Source organism: Pseudomonas sp. GW822-FHT02G04 (genome assembly GCF_058802085.1).
Map to the genome: position 1 here is coordinate 18,496 of NZ_JBXANU010000008.1, position 16,052 is coordinate 34,547.

The 16,052-nt window shown below is 61.0% G+C and carries 14 protein-coding genes; 1 reads left to right on the plus strand and 13 read right to left on the minus strand.

All coding sequences use genetic code 11. The features are described from left to right. Nucleotides 1-54 precede the first annotated feature (54 nt). From trpE to AC1RO5_RS12930, 10 genes are all read right to left on the minus strand, one after another. Entirely contained in the window at nucleotides 55-1,536 is a 1,482-nt protein-coding gene (gene trpE, locus AC1RO5_RS12885) for an anthranilate synthase component I (RefSeq protein ID WP_493175271.1), read from the minus strand. A 70-nt stretch (nucleotides 1,537-1,606) separates the two neighbouring features. Further along, nucleotides 1,607-2,425 carry a phosphoglycolate phosphatase gene (locus AC1RO5_RS12890; RefSeq protein WP_493175273.1) on the minus strand — a complete coding sequence of 273 codons (819 nt, stop codon included), beginning with the start codon at nucleotides 2,423-2,425 and terminating at the stop codon, nucleotides 1,607-1,609. Then, nucleotides 2,422-3,096 carry a ribulose-phosphate 3-epimerase gene (rpe, locus tag AC1RO5_RS12895; protein ID WP_007941649.1) on the minus strand — a complete coding sequence of 225 codons (675 nt, stop codon included), beginning with the start codon at nucleotides 3,094-3,096 and terminating at the stop codon, nucleotides 2,422-2,424. Before rpe ends, AC1RO5_RS12890 begins: the two co-directional genes overlap by 4 nt. Nucleotides 3,097-3,187: 91 nt before the next feature. Then, nucleotides 3,188-4,336 carry an iron-containing alcohol dehydrogenase gene (locus AC1RO5_RS12900; protein WP_493175274.1) on the minus strand — a complete coding sequence of 383 codons (1,149 nt, stop codon included), beginning with the start codon at nucleotides 4,334-4,336 and terminating at the stop codon, nucleotides 3,188-3,190. 224 nt (nucleotides 4,337-4,560) lie between these two features. Next, nucleotides 4,561-5,385, minus strand: coding sequence for an ABC transporter permease (locus AC1RO5_RS12905; RefSeq protein WP_493175276.1), 825 nt, complete (start codon nucleotides 5,383-5,385; stop codon nucleotides 4,561-4,563). A gap of 12 nt (nucleotides 5,386-5,397) precedes the next feature. Continuing rightward, a complete protein-coding gene (locus AC1RO5_RS12910; RefSeq protein ID WP_493175278.1) occupies nucleotides 5,398-6,645 on the minus strand; it encodes an ABC transporter permease in 1,248 nt (415 codons plus the stop codon). 197 nt (nucleotides 6,646-6,842) lie between these two features. Then, complete coding sequence (locus AC1RO5_RS12915) at nucleotides 6,843-7,886, minus strand: ABC transporter substrate-binding protein (protein WP_493175280.1); 1,044 nt, start codon at nucleotides 7,884-7,886, stop codon at nucleotides 6,843-6,845. 49 nt (nucleotides 7,887-7,935) lie between these two features. Next, entirely contained in the window at nucleotides 7,936-9,060 is a 1,125-nt protein-coding gene (locus AC1RO5_RS12920) for an ABC transporter ATP-binding protein (protein WP_007936603.1), read from the minus strand. A 271-nt stretch (nucleotides 9,061-9,331) separates the two neighbouring features. Further along, nucleotides 9,332-9,961, minus strand: a complete 630-nt coding sequence (locus tag AC1RO5_RS12925; RefSeq protein ID WP_493175282.1) for a response regulator — start codon at nucleotides 9,959-9,961, stop codon at nucleotides 9,332-9,334. A gap of 62 nt (nucleotides 9,962-10,023) precedes the next feature. Beyond that, complete coding sequence (locus AC1RO5_RS12930; protein ID WP_493175284.1) at nucleotides 10,024-12,414, minus strand: PAS domain-containing sensor histidine kinase; 2,391 nt, start codon at nucleotides 12,412-12,414, stop codon at nucleotides 10,024-10,026. Between the two features lie 73 nt (nucleotides 12,415-12,487). Between AC1RO5_RS12930 and AC1RO5_RS12935 the strand changes: the two genes are divergently transcribed. Next, nucleotides 12,488-13,477, plus strand: coding sequence for an alpha/beta hydrolase family protein (locus tag AC1RO5_RS12935; protein ID WP_493175286.1), 990 nt, complete (start codon nucleotides 12,488-12,490; stop codon nucleotides 13,475-13,477). 64 nt (nucleotides 13,478-13,541) lie between these two features. Here AC1RO5_RS12935 and AC1RO5_RS12940 read toward each other — a convergent pair whose 3' ends face one another. From AC1RO5_RS12940 to AC1RO5_RS12950, 3 genes are read right to left on the minus strand one after another with little or no spacing between them, the layout of a single operon-like run. After that, nucleotides 13,542-14,306, minus strand: a complete 765-nt coding sequence (locus tag AC1RO5_RS12940) for a TerB family tellurite resistance protein (RefSeq protein ID WP_493175288.1) — start codon at nucleotides 14,304-14,306, stop codon at nucleotides 13,542-13,544. A 1-nt stretch (nucleotide 14,307) separates the two neighbouring features. Further along, nucleotides 14,308-14,979, minus strand: a complete 672-nt coding sequence (gene murU, locus AC1RO5_RS12945; protein ID WP_490135091.1) for an N-acetylmuramate alpha-1-phosphate uridylyltransferase MurU — start codon at nucleotides 14,977-14,979, stop codon at nucleotides 14,308-14,310. Continuing rightward, nucleotides 14,976-15,995, minus strand: a complete 1,020-nt coding sequence (locus AC1RO5_RS12950) for an aminoglycoside phosphotransferase family protein (RefSeq protein ID WP_493175290.1) — start codon at nucleotides 15,993-15,995, stop codon at nucleotides 14,976-14,978. Before AC1RO5_RS12950 ends, murU begins: the two co-directional genes overlap by 4 nt. Nucleotides 15,996-16,052 lie beyond the last annotated feature (57 nt).

The following is a 16,052-nucleotide window of genomic DNA, read 5'->3' on the forward strand; positions in this document are numbered from 1 at the left end:
CGGCGCCCTCACAGGCGCCGCGTTTTTTTATGCTGATGAGTTCCCTGTGGGAGCTCAGGCGTCCGGAGTCTGTTCGGCCAGGGCCACGGCGCGGAACATCGCGCGACGCTTGTTCAGGGTTTCTTCCCATTCCAGCGCCGGCACCGAGTCGGCGACGATGCCGCCACCGGCCTGTACGTGCAGTTCGCCGTTCTTGATCACCGCGGTGCGGATCGCAATCGCGGTGTCCATGTTGCCGTTCCAGGCGAAGTAACCGACTGCGCCGCCGTAGACGCCCCGCTTGACCGGTTCCAGTTCGTCGATGATTTCCATCGCGCGAATCTTCGGTGCGCCAGACAAGGTGCCGGCCGGCAGGATCGCCCGCAATGCGTCCATCGCTGTCAGCCCGGCCTTCAATTGGCCGGTGACGTTGGACACGATGTGCATCACATTGGAATAACGCTCGATGACCATCTTCTCGGTGAGCTTCACCGAACCGATTTCCGAAACGCGACCGGTGTCGTTGCGGCCCAGGTCGATCAGCATCAAGTGCTCGGCGATTTCCTTGTCGTCCGACAGCAGGTCTTTTTCCAGCGCCAGGTCTGCCTTTTCGTTGGCCCCGCGAGGGCGAGTGCCGGCAATCGGGCGCACGGTGATCAGGTTGTCTTCGACCCGCACCAGCACTTCCGGCGAACTGCCGACGACGTGGAAGTCGCCGAAGTTGAAGAAGTACATATACGGCGTCGGGTTGAAGCAACGCAGCGCCCGGTACAGGTCGATAGGCGCAGCCTTGAAGTCGATCGACATGCGCTGGGACGGCACGACCTGCATGCAGTCACCGGCCAGGATGTATTCCTTGATGGTGTCGACGGCTCTCTCGTAATCATCCTGGGTGAAACTCGAACGGAACACCGGATCGGCCGATTGCTGTTTGCTGAAATCCAGGCCACGGCGCGGAGTGATCGGCTGACGGAGTTGTTCCAGCAGCGCTTGCAGACGCGCCTGACCTTGTTCGAAGGCATCTTCCTGCGACGGATCGGCCAGGACAATCGCATGCATCTTGCCGGCGAGGTTGTCAAACACCACCACCGCATCGGACACCATCAGCAGAATGTCCGGCACGCCCAGCGGATCCGGGTTCGGGCATTTGCCCAGACGCTTCTCCACATAACGCACGCAGTCGTAACCGAAGTAACCCACCAGACCGCCGTTGAAGCGCGGCAGACCGGCAATGGTTGGCACGTTGTAGCGCGCCTTGAAGGCTTCGACGAAAGCCAGCGGGTCTTCAACGTCGTGACTTTCGATCTCGACGCCGTCGTGGGTCACGCTGACGTGGTGGTCGTGAACCCGCAACACGGTGCGGCACGGCAGGCCGATAATTGAATAACGGCCCCACTTCTCGCCGCCCTGCACCGACTCCAGCAAATAGGAGTTCGGCTCGTCGGCCAGTTTCAGGTAGATCGACAGCGGCGTGTCGAAGTCGGCCAGGGTTTCGCAGGCAAGCGGAATGCGGTTGTAGCCGGCAGCGGCCAAACGCAGGAATTCTTCGCGGATCATGAGGTGCCTCGTGGCTTGAGGGTCTAACGGTCAAGTATGCAAACGCGCCGGTACGCCGGCCAGGAACAAGTCAGGCGCGCCAACGCCAGCGGGCCAGGGCCTTGATGACTTTCATCCAGAGTTTGCGAGTGACCACCACGATGGCGTTTCCAGCAGGGGGTTGAACAGCGTCGGGCAACGTTATCTCAGCGGCCGGATCCAGGCAACCGGGAATTAGTTTGCGCAGATCATCGATCACCAGCGCCGGCGATTCTTCGGCAATCGGCCGACCGTGGTTATAACCGTAACTGAGGGCGACGCATTTGACCCCCGCCGCTTTCGCCGCCAGCACATCGCTGCGCGAGTCGCCGACGAACAACGATTGCGACGCCGGAATGTTGGCCATTTTCATCACGAAAAACAGCGCGGCCGGGTCGGGTTTCTGTTGTGGCAGGGTGTCGCCGCCGATGATCCATTTGAAGTAACGGCCGATTTTCATCTGATCCAGCAACGGCGCGACGAAGCGTTCCGGCTTGTTGGTGATCAGCGCCATCGCCACGCCCTGCTTGTGCAGCCATTTCAGGGTGTCGCGCACGCCGGGATAGACCACGGTCAGCTCATGGCCCTCACCGTAAGCCTCCATGAAAATCTGCAGCGCGCCTTCGGCTTCGCCGTCATCGACCGACGAATGATCGATGCCGCCGGCCAGCGCGCGGCGCACCAGCACCGGCGCGCCGTTGCCGACCCACTCACGCACCGGCTCGATGCCGACCGGGTCACGCCCGAGTTTGAGCAGCATGTTATCCACAGCCACCGCGAGGTCAGGGACCGAATCGACCAGCGTGCCATCCAGATCGAACATCACCAGCCGCGGCAGACGCCCCGGGAACAGCTGCTCAAAACCGCTCATGGGCGAGCCAGCGCCAGTTCGGAGCGCATTTTTTCAATTACTTCCTGGTAATTCGGCGCATTGAAGATCGCCGAGCCGGCCACGAAAGTATCGGCGCCCGCAGCGGCGATTTCACGAATGTTGTTCACGTTCACACCGCCGTCGATTTCCAGGCGAATGTCACGACCGGAGGCATCGATCAGCGCCCGCGCTTCACGCAGCTTGTCGAGGGTGGCTGGAATGAACTTCTGCCCGCCGAAGCCCGGGTTGACGCTCATCAGCAGGATCATGTCGACCTTGTCCATCACGTACTTGAGCACGTCCAGCGGGGTCGCCGGGTTGAACACCAGGCCCGCCTTGCAGCCGCCTTCGCGGATCAGTTGCAGGGAACGGTCGACGTGCAGCGTGGCTTCCGGGTGGAAGGTGATATAGGTCGCACCGGCTTCGATGAAGTCACCGACGATGCGGTCCACCGGGCTGACCATCAGGTGCGCGTCGATCGGCGCGGTCACGCCATACTTGCGCAGCGCGGAGCAGACCATCGGGCCGATGGTCAGGTTCGGCACGTAGTGGTTGTCCATGACATCGAAGTGGACGAAGTCGGCGCCGGCGGCCAGGACGTTGTCCACTTCCTCGCCCAGGCGGGCGAAGTCGGCGGAGAGAATCGACGGAGCAATAACGAAGGGCTGCATGACGCACCTTTTTTGAGCAGAATCACGATGGCGCGCATTGTATACCTCATGCTTTGACGCGCGCACCGTGCTGCGATGATTGGGGCAAGTCCTAATAGGCCGCTCGGTAGATCTTCTCGATATCGGTGGCGCTCAACTTGCGCGGATTGTTGCGCATCAGGCGTTCGATGCCGGCGGCTTCCACGGCCATGGCCGGGATCGCCTCCTCGGGTACCCCGAAACTGCGCAGACCTCGCGGGATCTCCACGGCGGCGCACAGCTCGGTCATCGCCTCCACGGCTTTATCCGCCGCTTCATAGGCGCTCAGATGAGCGGTCTTCACCCCCATGGCCTCGGCAATATCCTGCATGCGTTCCACGCAGGCCATCTTGTTCCAGGTCATGACATACGGCAGCAGCAAGGCATTGCTGACACCATGGGCAATGTTGAAACGCCCGCCCAGCGGATACGCCAACGCATGCACCGCGCCGACCCCGGCATTGCCGAACGCCATGCCGGCCATCAGGCTGGCGGTGGCCATGTCTTCGCGGGCTTGCAGGTGGGAGGGATTGGCGTAGGCCTTGGGCAGCGCCTTGCTAATCAGCTTGATCGCGCCAATGGCCAAGGCATCGGTGATGGGCGAGGCGTTGAGCGACAGGTAGGACTCGATGGCGTGCACCAGCGCATCGACGCCACTGGCGGCGGTGACACTGCGTGGGCAGGTCAGGGTCATTTGCGGGCTGACCAGTGCCACATCCGGCAACAGGTAATCGCTGATAATGCCCATCTTCAGCTGCGCGACCTTGTCTGAGAGGATCGCCACGTTGGTCACTTCCGAACCGGTGCCGGCGGTGGTCGGGATGGCGATCAGCGGCGGGCCTTTGCGCGGCACCTGATCGATGCCGAACAAATCCTCCAGCGCGCCGTGATAACCGGCATAGGCGGCAACACTCTTGGCGATGTCGATGGCACTGCCGCCTCCGAGGCCGATCAGCCCGTCATGCCCGCCCTCACGGTAAACCCGCATGCAATCTTCAACGATGGCGATTTCCGGGTCCGGCAACACCCGGTCGAAAATCTCATAACTGCGCTCGCCCAGCTGCGCCAGCGCCAGCTCTACCGTGCCGGATTTGACCAGCGCGGCGTCAGTGACAATCAGCGGGTTGTCGATGTCCAGACGTGTGAGCTCGGCCGCCAGTTGCTCGATGGCACCTGCGCCGGTGATCAGTTTGTGAGCGATTTTGAAAGAGGAAAGACTCATGTGCGCAGCCTCTTATAGATAGGGGAGCTGGGCACAATAGTAGCTGGGGATTGGGGTTTGTCTGCTATTTAAATTGGTGAATGATCGAGGTGCGTCGATCGTTCCCACGCTCTGCGTGGGAGTGCCTCAACGGACGCTCCGCGCTCGGCTCTCGATGGGACGCAGAGCGTCCCGGGCTGCGTTCCCACGCAGAGCGTGGGAACGATTACATCAGTGCGTGCAGGTCAGGCCTGGGCGGTGCGCAGTTTTTCGCTGCGTCCACGCAGCCATTCCAGGGTCAGCAACAGGATCACCGAGAATGCGATCAGCAGCGTCGCGGCAGCGGCGATCGTCGGGCTGAGGTTTTCGCGGATGCCGCTGAACATCTGCCGAGGCAAGGTCGCTTGTTCGGGACCGGCGAGGAACAGCGTCACCACCACTTCATCGAACGAGGTAGCGAAGGCAAACAGCGCACCGGAAATCACCCCCGGCGCAATCAACGGCAAGGTCACCCGGCGGAACGTCGTCAGCGGCGAAGCGCCCAGGCTTGCCGCGGCCCGCACCAGGTTCTGATTGAACCCCTGCAAGGTCGCCGACACCGTAATGATCACGAACGGCACACCCAGCACGGCATGCACCACGATCAACGAGGTATAGCTGTTGCCGAACCCCAGTGGCGCGAAGGTCAGGTAACTGGCCACACCAATGATCACCACCGGCACCACCATCGGCGAAATCACCAGCGCCATCACCAGCGGCTTGCCCGGGAAGTCGCCCCGGGTCAGGCCGATCGCCGCCAGCGTGCCGAAGATCATCGCCAACACGGTCGCAGCCGGAGCCACGATCATGCTGTTCTTCAACGAACGCATCCATTCCGCCGAGGCAAAGAAGTCTTGGTACCAGTGCAGCGAGAAGCCTTGCAGTGGGTAGACCAGAAAGCTCCCGGAGTTGAACGACAGCGGAATGATCACCAGCACCGGCAAGATCAGGAACAACAAAATCAAGCCGCAGAGTATCCGCAAGCTATAGAACCACACCCGTTCGATGGGCGATTGATAAGGACTCAGCATTTCATTCTCCCCTTAGCTCAGGCGCAGGCGACTGGCGCCCACCAGCCAGCTGTAAATCAGATAAAGCACCACGGTCGCCAGCAGCAACAGCCCACCAAGCGCGGTCGCCATGCCCCAGTTGATGCTGGTGTTGGTGTAGAAGGCGACGAAGTAACTGACCATCTGATCGTTCGGGCTGCCCAGCAACGCCGGGGTGATGTAGTAGCCGATGGCGAGGATGAACACCAACAGGCAACCGGCGCCGACACCGGCATAAGTCTGCGGGAAGTACACCCGCCAGAAACTGGCGAACGGGTGGCAGCCCAGGGAAATCGCCGCACGCATGTAAGTCGGCGAGATGCCTTTCATCACGCTGTAGATCGGCAGAATCATGAACGGCAGCAGGATGTGCACCATCGAGATGTAGACCCCGGTGCGGTTGAACACCAATTCCAGCGGCTTATCGATGACGCCCATGGCCATCAGGCCGCTGTTGATCAAGCCGCCCGATTGCAGCAACACTATCCACGCGGCGACTCGCACCAGAATCGAGGTCCAGAACGGCAACAGCACCAGAATCATCAGCAGGTTGCTTTGCCGCGAGGGCAGGTTCGCCAGCAGGTAGGCCAACGGATAAGCCAGCACCAGGCAGATGACGGTGATGATCAGCCCCATCCAGAACGTACGGGCAAAGATGTCGAGGTAGATCGCCTGGTCGGGAGTGGCCCGGGCCAGTTCGCCGAGATCGTCGATACGGTGGTCGACGGCGGCCAGCAGGTAATAAGGCGTCACGCCACTGGTGTTGCGGCGCACGACTTGCCAATAAGCCGGATCGCCCCAGCGCTCGTCGAGCCCTTCCAGCGCGGCTTTGTAAGAAGCCGGCTCCGTGGCGAACGGCAAGGCGCGTGCGGTTTTGGTCAGCAGGCTGCGGTAGCCGGCCAACTCCATGTTCAAGCGCTTGGACAAGTCGCCCAAGGTCTGATTCTTGCGGGCTTCGGCGAGGTCTTCGCTGGCGGCCTTATACACAGGCTCTGCCGGCAGGCCTCGGCCGTCCCAACTGGCGATGGCTGCCACGGTGCGCGGCATCACGCCAACCACTTCCGGGTTACCGACGCTTTTGTAGAGCAGCGCCACGATCGGCACCAGGAACACCAGCAACAGAAACAGCACCAACGGCGCGATCAAGGCTTGTGCTTTCCAGCGGTTGATTCGCTCGGCGTGCTTTAGCCGCTGCTTCAAGGTGGGGTCGGTGCCCGCGTTCACGGGAACGGCGATAGCCATGGCGTACTCCGGAAATCTTTGATCGTTACAGAGGCGACAAACACCGCCTCGAACTTTTGGTTCTGATCGTTCCCACGCTCTGCGTGGGAACGCATCCAGTGACGCTCTGCGTCACAGGGACGCGGAGCGTCCCGGGCGGCATTCCCACGCAGAGCGTGGGAACGATCATCCGGTGAACCGTCGTCCTGTGTGAGTGGTTACTTGGCAGCCCAGGAATTGAAGCGCTGCTCCAGTTGCTCGCCGTTGTCAGCCCAGAAGCTGACGTCGATCTGCACCTGGTTGGCGATGTTTTCCGGGGTGGTCGGCATGTCTTTCAGGACATCCTTGGCCAGCAACGGCACAGCCTGGGTGTTGGCCGGACCGTAGGCGATGTTTTCCGAGTAGGTCTTCTGCTGTTGCGGCTGTACCGAGAAGGCGATGAACTTCTTCGCCGCTTCGGCACGGGTCTTGTCCAGGCCTTTTGGAATGGCCCATGCGTCGAAGTCGTAGATGCCGCCGTTCCACACAACTTTCAGGTTGCTTTCTTTCTGTACCGCTGCGATCCGGCCGTTGTAGGCCGAGCTCATGACCACGTCACCCGAGGCGAGGTATTGCGGCGGTTGTGCGCCGGCTTCCCACCACTGAATGCTTGGCTTGAGTTCATCAAGCTTCTTGAACGCGCGGTCCTGACCGTCTTTGCCGGCCAGCACTTTGTAGACGTCTTTCGGCGCAACGCCGTCAGCCATCAGTGCGAATTCCAGGGTGTACTTGGCGCCTTTGCGCAGGCCGCGTTTGCCCGGGAATTTCTTGGTGTCCCAGAAATCAGCCCAACTGGTCGGAGCGGTTTTCAGCTTGTCGGCGTTGTAGGCCAGCACGGTCGACCACACGAAGAAGCCCACGCCGCAAGGCTGGATCGCGCCCTTGACGTAGTCTTCGGACTTGCCGAACAGCGCAGGGTCGAGTTGCTCGAACATGTCTTCGTCGCAACCGCGGGACAGTTCTGGCGATTCAACTTCCACCAGGTCCCAGGACACGCTCTTGGTGTCGACCATGGCTTTGACCTTGGCCATTTCGCCGTTGTATTCGCCAGCGACGATTTTGCCGTGGCCCGCCGCTTCCCAAGGTGCGTAGAAGGCTTTGACCTGCGCCGCCTTATTCGCCCCGCCAAAGGAGACCACGGTCAGGTCCGGGCCCGCCGCCATCGCGTGTGCCGCACCCATCATGCCCACGACCAGGGCGGTGAATTTCAGGGATCTCAACATTTATTGTTCTCTCCACGTGCAGGGTTGGTGTTGGTGAAGCAGGGGGCGATCAGTTCGCCTCTAGAAGTGGGTCGAGCGCGCGAACGTGTTCGACCTGCCAGCCAAGCGGTACCACGTCGCCGACAGCCAGCGCGGGATCGAGCTCGGCAATCGGTTGTTTCACGAAGAAGTCGGTCTTGCCGCAGACTTCCAGGCGAACCCGGACGTGATCGCCCAGATAGATGAATTCCGCCACCCTCCCTGAGAAGCGGTTGACACAGGACTCGCTCGAGCCATTGAGGCTCACGCGCTCCGGACGAATCGACAGTGTGACGGGCTCGCCGGTCTTGCCGACGTTGACCGCCAGGGCTTCAACCTTTTCACCGCGACCTAGCTCGACCACGCAGCGGTCACCGGTGTGGCTGTGCAAGCGGCCGTTGAGGCGGTTGTTCTCGCCGATGAAGTTGGCGACGAAGGTATTTTTCGGCTCTTCGTAGAGCGTGCGCGGTGGCGCGATCTGCTGGATCTCGCCCTGGTGGAACACGGCGACGCGGTCGGACATGGTCAGGGCTTCGCCCTGGTCGTGGGTCACGTAGACCACGGTCACGCCGAGGCGTTGGTGCAGATGTTTGATTTCCATCTGCATGTGTTCGCGCAGTTGTTTGTCCAGTGCGCCGAGGGGTTCGTCCATCAGCACCAGTTGCGGTTCGAACACCAGGGCGCGAGCCAGGGCCACACGCTGCTGCTGACCGCCGGACAGTTGCGCCGGATAGCGCTGGGCGAAGGTGTCGAGCTGAACCATGCTCAGCACACGCTTGACCCGGTCACTGACGTCGCTTTTGTTCAAGCCGCGCACGGTCAGCGGGAACGCCAGGTTCTCGGACACGGTCATGTGCGGAAACAACGCGTAGTTCTGGAACACCATGCCGATGTCGCGCTTGTGCGGCGGCACGTTGTTGATGGAACGCCCTGCCAGTTGAATCTCCCCGGCGGTCGGCGTTTCGAAGCCGGCGAGCATCATCAGACTGGTGGTTTTGCCGGAACCGGACGGCCCGAGCAAGGTCAGGAATTCGCCTTTGCGAATTTCCAGGTTGAGGTCTTTGACGATCAGGTTCTCGCCGTCGTAGCTCTTTTGCACTCCACGAAAGCTGACCAGAATATCGCTGGCCCCTGCGCTTGAATCAACCTGGCTCATACCCACACCTTTGTTATTGATGACTGCTGTGGACTAAGCCTAGTGGACGCTGGGAGCCGCGCAAATCGGGGCGCAGGAGAGAATCGCCTCAGCCGGATGGAAGGTTGGGGGTAGGGATTGCCCTACAAGGATGGCGGGGATGGATATGTCGATTCGCGATGGCGACAGACGGTGAGCTGCAAGCCACAGGAACCGGTAAAAGCGGCTTTGTGGGCATGTCGTAAATGGACATGCCACAACAATCCCGTAGGAACGAGAGGTGAAACCTGGATCAGAGTAGTTTGTGTTCCATGGCGTACTTCACCAGTTCAGCCAGGGAGGTGATGTTGAGTTTCTGCATCAGCCGCGCCTTGTGCGTGCTGATGGTTTTGCTGCTCAAGGCCAGTTGCTGGGCGATGTCGTTGACGTTGGCGCCCTGGGCCAGTCGTTCGAATACCGAGAATTCACGCTCCGACAGCAGCGAATGCAGCGGCCGCGCATCGGTCAGGCCGACTTCGAAAACCATGCGGTCGGCCAGGTCCGGGTCGATGTAGCGCCCGCCCGCCGCGACCTTGCGGATCGCCGTCAGCAACAATGCCGGATCGCTGTCCTTGGTCGCGTAACCCGCGGCGCCAACCTTCAACGCCCGAGCGGCCATCTGCGCTTCGTCGTGCATCGATAGCACCAGGATCGCCGGCGGATTGTTCATGGCGCGAATCCGTGGAATTGCCTCAAGGCCGTTGACCCCGGGCATGGAGATGTCCAGCAACACCACTTCGCAGGGAACATGGCGCAAGGTATCGAGCAACTGCTCGCCATTGCTCGCCTCCCCGACCACCAGCAAGTCCTTGGCCAGGCCGATCAATTGCTTGATGCCTTCGCGAACGATGGTGTGGTCTTCGGCTACCAGTACACGGATCACTTGCCTCTCCTCATTTATAACGTTGAAGCCGAAGGCTCGGGCCGCGATCGGACGATCTTTTATCAATCCAGCGGCACTCGCACCGTCAGGGTCGTGCCCTCCCCCGGCTCACTCTCAAGCGACAATTGCCCGCCCATGATCAACACCCGCTCACGCATGCCGACCACGCCGAAGGATGTCGGCCTGCCAGGCGCGGCGACAAATCCTACGCCATCATCGCTGACAGTCAGACAAAGTTCATCGCCCTCAAGGGCTAGCGTCAGTTCAACAGTATGCGCCTGGGCGTGGCGCATGACATTGGTCAGCGCTTCCTGAAGGATCCGGAACAACCCGATGGCCTTGGCATCGCTGAGCACCGGCAAGTTATCCGGCACTTGTACCAGACACGGAATCTGCGTGCGCGCCTCGAACCGCCGGGCCTGCCACTCGATGGCCGAGGCGATCCCGGCATCGAGAATCGGTGGCCGCAGCGCCGTGGCCACATCACGCACCAGTTGAAACAGCTGCGCGATCAAACGCTTCATGCTATTCAAACGCTCGTGCAGGCCAGGGTCGAGCTGCGCATAAGCCAGCTCGCACATGGACGTTTCCAGCTTCAACACGGTCAACATCTGCCCCAACTCGTCGTGAACTTCCCGGGCAATCCGCGCCTTTTCCTCTTCCCGCACGCTCTCCAGGTGCGCAGACAACTCGCGCAATTGCTCACGGGAGCTGGCCAGCTCCAGTTCGATGCGCTTGCTCTCTGTGATGTCCCAGACGATCCCGTCCCAGACATAGGCGCCGTCTTCCAGTCGGCGGGTAATGGCCTTGATCTCGGCCCAGCGCTGTTCGCCCTGACGGGTCAGAATCCGTCCCTGCCACGACCAGTCGCTATCGGTATCCAGTGCATGGTCCTGGGTCTGGTGATAACTGGCCTTGTCATCCGGATGCACCAGGCTGCGCAGGCCTTTGTCCCGATGAGCCAGGGTGGCCGGCGAGTACCCCACCAGGCTCTCGCTGCCTTCACTGATGTAGGCAAAGTCGATCTGCCCGGTTACTGGTGCGCGCTCCAGACGAAAGACCAGTCCGGGAACGTTGGCGGCGATGCCCTGCAGCCGCGCTTCGCTTTCCTGCAAGGCGGCCAGGGCGCGACGACGCTCGGTGACGTCGTTGAGGTAAACCACCAGGTATTCGCCCTCACGAAACCGCAAGAAGCTCAACGAAACATCCGCCGGCAGAATACTGCCATCGGCCCGCACGCAATTGGTTTCGAAACTCAGCGGCCCTTCCTCACTGGCCCGGGCGCGTTTCCACAGGCTCAGCCAGCGGTCCATGTGCAAACCGGGCTCGAAATCGATCAATGGCCGATCAATGATCCCGCCCGCCGGGTAACCGAGCATGGTTTCGGCGGCACGGTTGGCGTAGCGCACATGGCTGTCCCAGTTGACCCAAAGGATGCCGACGGTGCTTTGATCAATGGAGAACTGCGTGAGGCGCAAGGCCTCTTCGCTGGCCTCGCGCAAGGCAATGTCTTCGCGCGCCGCCAGCAAACGTTGCTCCAGACTGTGTTGCTGACGACGCTGCCAGAACACAATGGCCATGCTGCTCAGCAGCAACACCAGCAAGAGCAGGCAGAGGTTTTTCCAGAAAACCGGTGAATCGGACAACCGCGGGTACTTGGGTTGCAGCCATTGATCGTGCAGTTGCTCCAGGTTCTTGGCCGGGATCGCCCGCAGCGCGTTTTCGACGATACCCGCCAGTTCTGGCCAGTCCCGGCGCGTGGCCACTCGCAGCAATTGCGGGAAACCGATGTCGCCCACCACGGCCAGCCCGGCGAACTCAGGCTCGGCAGCCAGACGCCCGAATTGCGCTTCATCGACCACGGCGTAACCGGCCTGCTGACTCAACAACAGTTGCAGCGCCTGGCGCTCCAGAGGCACGCCTTGCAGGTTCAGATGCGGATAGGTGCTACGCAAAAAATCGGCGGTGACGCTAGGCATACGCACGGCGACGCGGGTCTGACTGTCGAGTTTTTCCAGCTCCACCACACCGGTGCTCTTCTGGTCGCTGACCACCAGTTGCGGCACCCGCATGTACGGATCGGAAAATTGCCAGAGCCGTAAACCGGCGGGGGTTTGGGTCAGCCCCGGCGCGATATCGATATCGCCTTCGCGCGCGGCGGCTTCCAGTTGCGCAAGATCAGGATAATTACGCCAGCTCAGCTCGACCTTGAGCGACTTGGCCAGCCACTTCATCAACTCGATGTTCACCCCGGACAGGCGCTGCAAGCGGCGATCGTATTGGGCATAGGGCGCCTGCAACACCACCCCGACCCGCAACTCTTCATGCTGCGCCAGCCATTGCTGTTGCGCCGAAGACAATGACACGACATGCGCCGGTGGCGCGGGAGCCGCCCAGCCCATCAAGGGAAACCACAAACAGCCGATAACCCACAGGCAGCGAAAATGCATCATCGAAGTCTCACACACTGACAAATACTGACCAACCCATTAGGCTGCCGGAATAACTTCTGGCCTGGAATATCCGATGCCCCCTGTCTACCGCCTGGCACTGCCAGCATTGTGCCTGTCGCTGATCCTGCCGTGCGCCTTTTCCGTCGAGGCGGCCGACCCGGCATCTGCCACTGCGGAAAAACCCGCCGAAGAAAAACCGGTCGAACGCCAGCCGCTGCTTGAGCGTAGTCAGGAAGAAGCGACGGCACTTGAGCGAAAAATCCCTGCGCAGGAACAGCAACAACTGCAAGCCGGCACCGACAGCTTTCTCGCCTTGTGGAAACCGGCCAATACCGCCGAGCCCAAAGGCGCGGTGATTATTATCCCGGGCGCCGGTGAAACCGTTGACTGGCCGCAAGCGATCAGCCCATTGCGCCGCCAATTGCCGGACGCTGAGTGGAGCAGCCTGAGTATCACCTTGCCGGACCTGCAAAGCGAAGCCATTGCGCCACGTATCGTCGAAGTGGCGCCAACGCCCAAAGCACCTGATGCCGGCAGCAAAGACTCGACCACCGCGGCGCCCATCGAACAGGCGGCCGGCGGCGAAGCGGAGGTGGCCGACAAGGCCATCGCCGAAACCACTGAAGAACAGGCCAAAGCCGACGCTGAGCGAATCTTCGCTCGCATCGACGCGGCCATCGCTTATGCCGAACAGCAAAGCGCTCGCAGGGTCGTCGTGCTGGGGCATGGCACCGGCGCTTACTGGGCTGCGCGTTATCTGAGCGAGAAGCAGCCATCGCAAGTCGAGAAATTCGTGATGGTCGCCGCCCAGACACCCGTTACGGCGAAGCCCGGGCTGGCCGAGTTGACGCCGACGATCAAGCTACCTACCGCCGACATCTTCTATATGGACAAGCCGCTGGATCGCAACGCGGCACTGGAACGCTTGCAGGCCAACAAACGCTTGAAGACGTCGGCGTTCAGCCAGGTATCGCTCAAGGCGCTGCCGGGCAATGCCAAGGCTGAGCAAGAGCAGTTGGTTCGCCGGGTGCGGGGATGGTTGAATCCGCAGACAGTGGACTGAGCACAAGCAAAAGATCGTCCGAAGGCTCGGGCCGCGTTCGGACGATCTTTTGATCTGCTTGCGATTACCGAAAATCCCGCCGCTCACGAATCAATGTGTAGGCATTGTGCAATTCACGAGTTTTGTCCGTCGCCTCACGAACCTGCAACGCCGTCGCACCGCTGCCGGCAATCTTGTCCGGATGATGGCGACTGAGCAGGCGTCGATAGGCGCGTTTGATCTGTGCCGGCTCGCTGGTCGCCGACACTCCCAATAGCCGCAAGGCGTCCTGATACGTAATCGCGCTGCTGGCCAATGGGCGCTTCGGCTCGTAGTCGCTCGCCAGTGCTTGCACCTGTTGCGGTGTCCAACCCAACCATTTGCCCCACTGGGCAATCAGTTCGCGCTCACTGCTACCGGCGCGGCCATCGGCCCAGACCATCCGCCAACAGGCACGCAACACGCCTTCCGCCGCATGGGGTTGAGCACTCAAGCGTCGCAGATAACTGCGCAACCGGTCGTGTCCCGACTTGCCGCGGTTGAACGCCGCTATCGCCCGACGTTGCGCCGACTCGGTCATCTCCAGCGCACGCATTTCCTGCCGTGCCTGCTGGATGTGGCCATCCACTACCCGCCCATCACTCTTGGCCAATCGGCCCAGCAACACGAACAGCAGTTCATCGTTGCGCAGCACCGAGCGGCCACCGAATTTTTCCCATAAATGCGCCCAGCTCTGCAGGTGCAAGCGCCGATCCAGCGCCTGTCCCAACAAAGCACCGAGCATGGCCCCCGGAATGCTGGCTATGGCAAAGCCCACTCCGGCTCCAATCAGAGTCCCTGGCCACAACATGTCAGCGTCTCGCTTCTATCAAGGTTTCTACTTCAGCCAGGCGCTCGTGGGTGCCGACATCCACCCAATGCCCATTCAGGCGTTCGCCCGTTACTTGCCCATCGGCCATGGCTTTGCGCAGCAGCGGCGCAAGCTTGAAGGCCCCGGCCGAGCACCCGTCGAACAGCTGCGGGTGCAACACGGCAATACCGCTGTAGGTCAGGGTTGATGTATCCGGCTGACCATCCTGCACATGGCCATCGACCAGGGTGAAATCCCCGTTCGGGTGATGCGCCGGGTTGTCCGCCAGGATCAAATGAGCAAGCCCGACGATGGGCTGGTGCAACACGCTGAAGTCGTAGTCGGTCCAGATGTCGCCATTGACCACCACAAAAGCCTCATCACCCAACAACGGCAACGCGCGAAAAATACCACCACCGGTTTCCAGCGGTTCACCTTCCGGCGAGTACTGAATGCTCACGCCATATTTCGAGCCGTCGCCCAGATAATCTTCAATCTGCTGACCGAGCCAGGCATGGTTGATCACGATCTCGGTAAACCCTGCCGCCGCCAGCGCGTGCAGGTGATACTCGATCAAGGGTGCTCCGCCGGCGCGAACCAGCGGTTTTGGCGTGGTCAGGGTCAGCGGACGCATGCGCTCGCCTTTACCCGCCGCCAGAATCATTGCCTTCATGCCTTCACTCCAGCACGCAGACTGGCCAGCAACACATCCAGCTCCGCCAGCTCAGGGCGACGCGCGATGACCGCGTCTATATAAGCAAAGAAGCGCGGCACATCGCCGAGATAGCGTGGCTTGCCGTCGCGATGGCAGATGCGGGCGAAGATGCCGATGACTTTCAAGTGACGCTGCACGCCCATCAGATCGCTGGCACGCAGAAAGTCTTCAAAGTCTGGCTGAACCGGGATGTCGAGCGCGCCGGCTCGCTGCCAGTAATCTTCCAGCCAACCGCGCACACGCTCTTCAGGCCAGCTGAGGAAGGCGTCCTTGAACAGGCAGGTCACGTCATAGGTCACCGGCCCGTAGACCGCGTCCTGGAAATCCAGCACGCCTGGATTCGGTTCGCTGCGCATCAGATTGCGCGGCATGTAGTCGCGATGTACCAGGACTTTGGGCTGAGCCAGGGCGCTGTCGATCAGCAGGTCGCTGACCTGCTGCCAGAGCACTTGCTGTGCCGGGTCGAGTTCGATACCCAGTTCGCGTTTCACGTACCACTCGGGGAACAGTTCGAGCTCGCGACGCAGCAACGCGACGTCATAACTCGGCAGCGGCGCCACCATCGGCAACTGCTGGAAAGCCAACAACGCTTGCAGCGCATCCTTGAACAAATCGTCGGCATTTTCGCTGTCGATCACGTCCAGATAAGTCTTGTTGCCCAAGTCATTGAGCAAAAGGAAACCGCGTTCGAGGTCCTCGGCATAAATTTTCGGCACGTTTATGCCGGATTTCGCCAGCAGAAAAGCGATATCCACAAAGGGTTTGCAGTTTTCCTGGGGCGGCGGCGCGTCCATCACGACGAAACTTCTGCCTGCGCCTTCCCAGCGGAAATAGCGCCGAAAACTCGCGTCGCTACTGGCCGCGGTCAACGTGGCCGGGGGCACAGTGCCCCAACCTTGTTCTGCAAAGAGGATAGCCAACTGTTCATCGAGCCAAACTTTCAGGTGTTGCAAGCGTACATCTTGGTCAGGCATTGCAAGGGTCTCCGACGGCGCTAGCCGTCAAGCGGGTCATGCTTTATTATCCAGCAT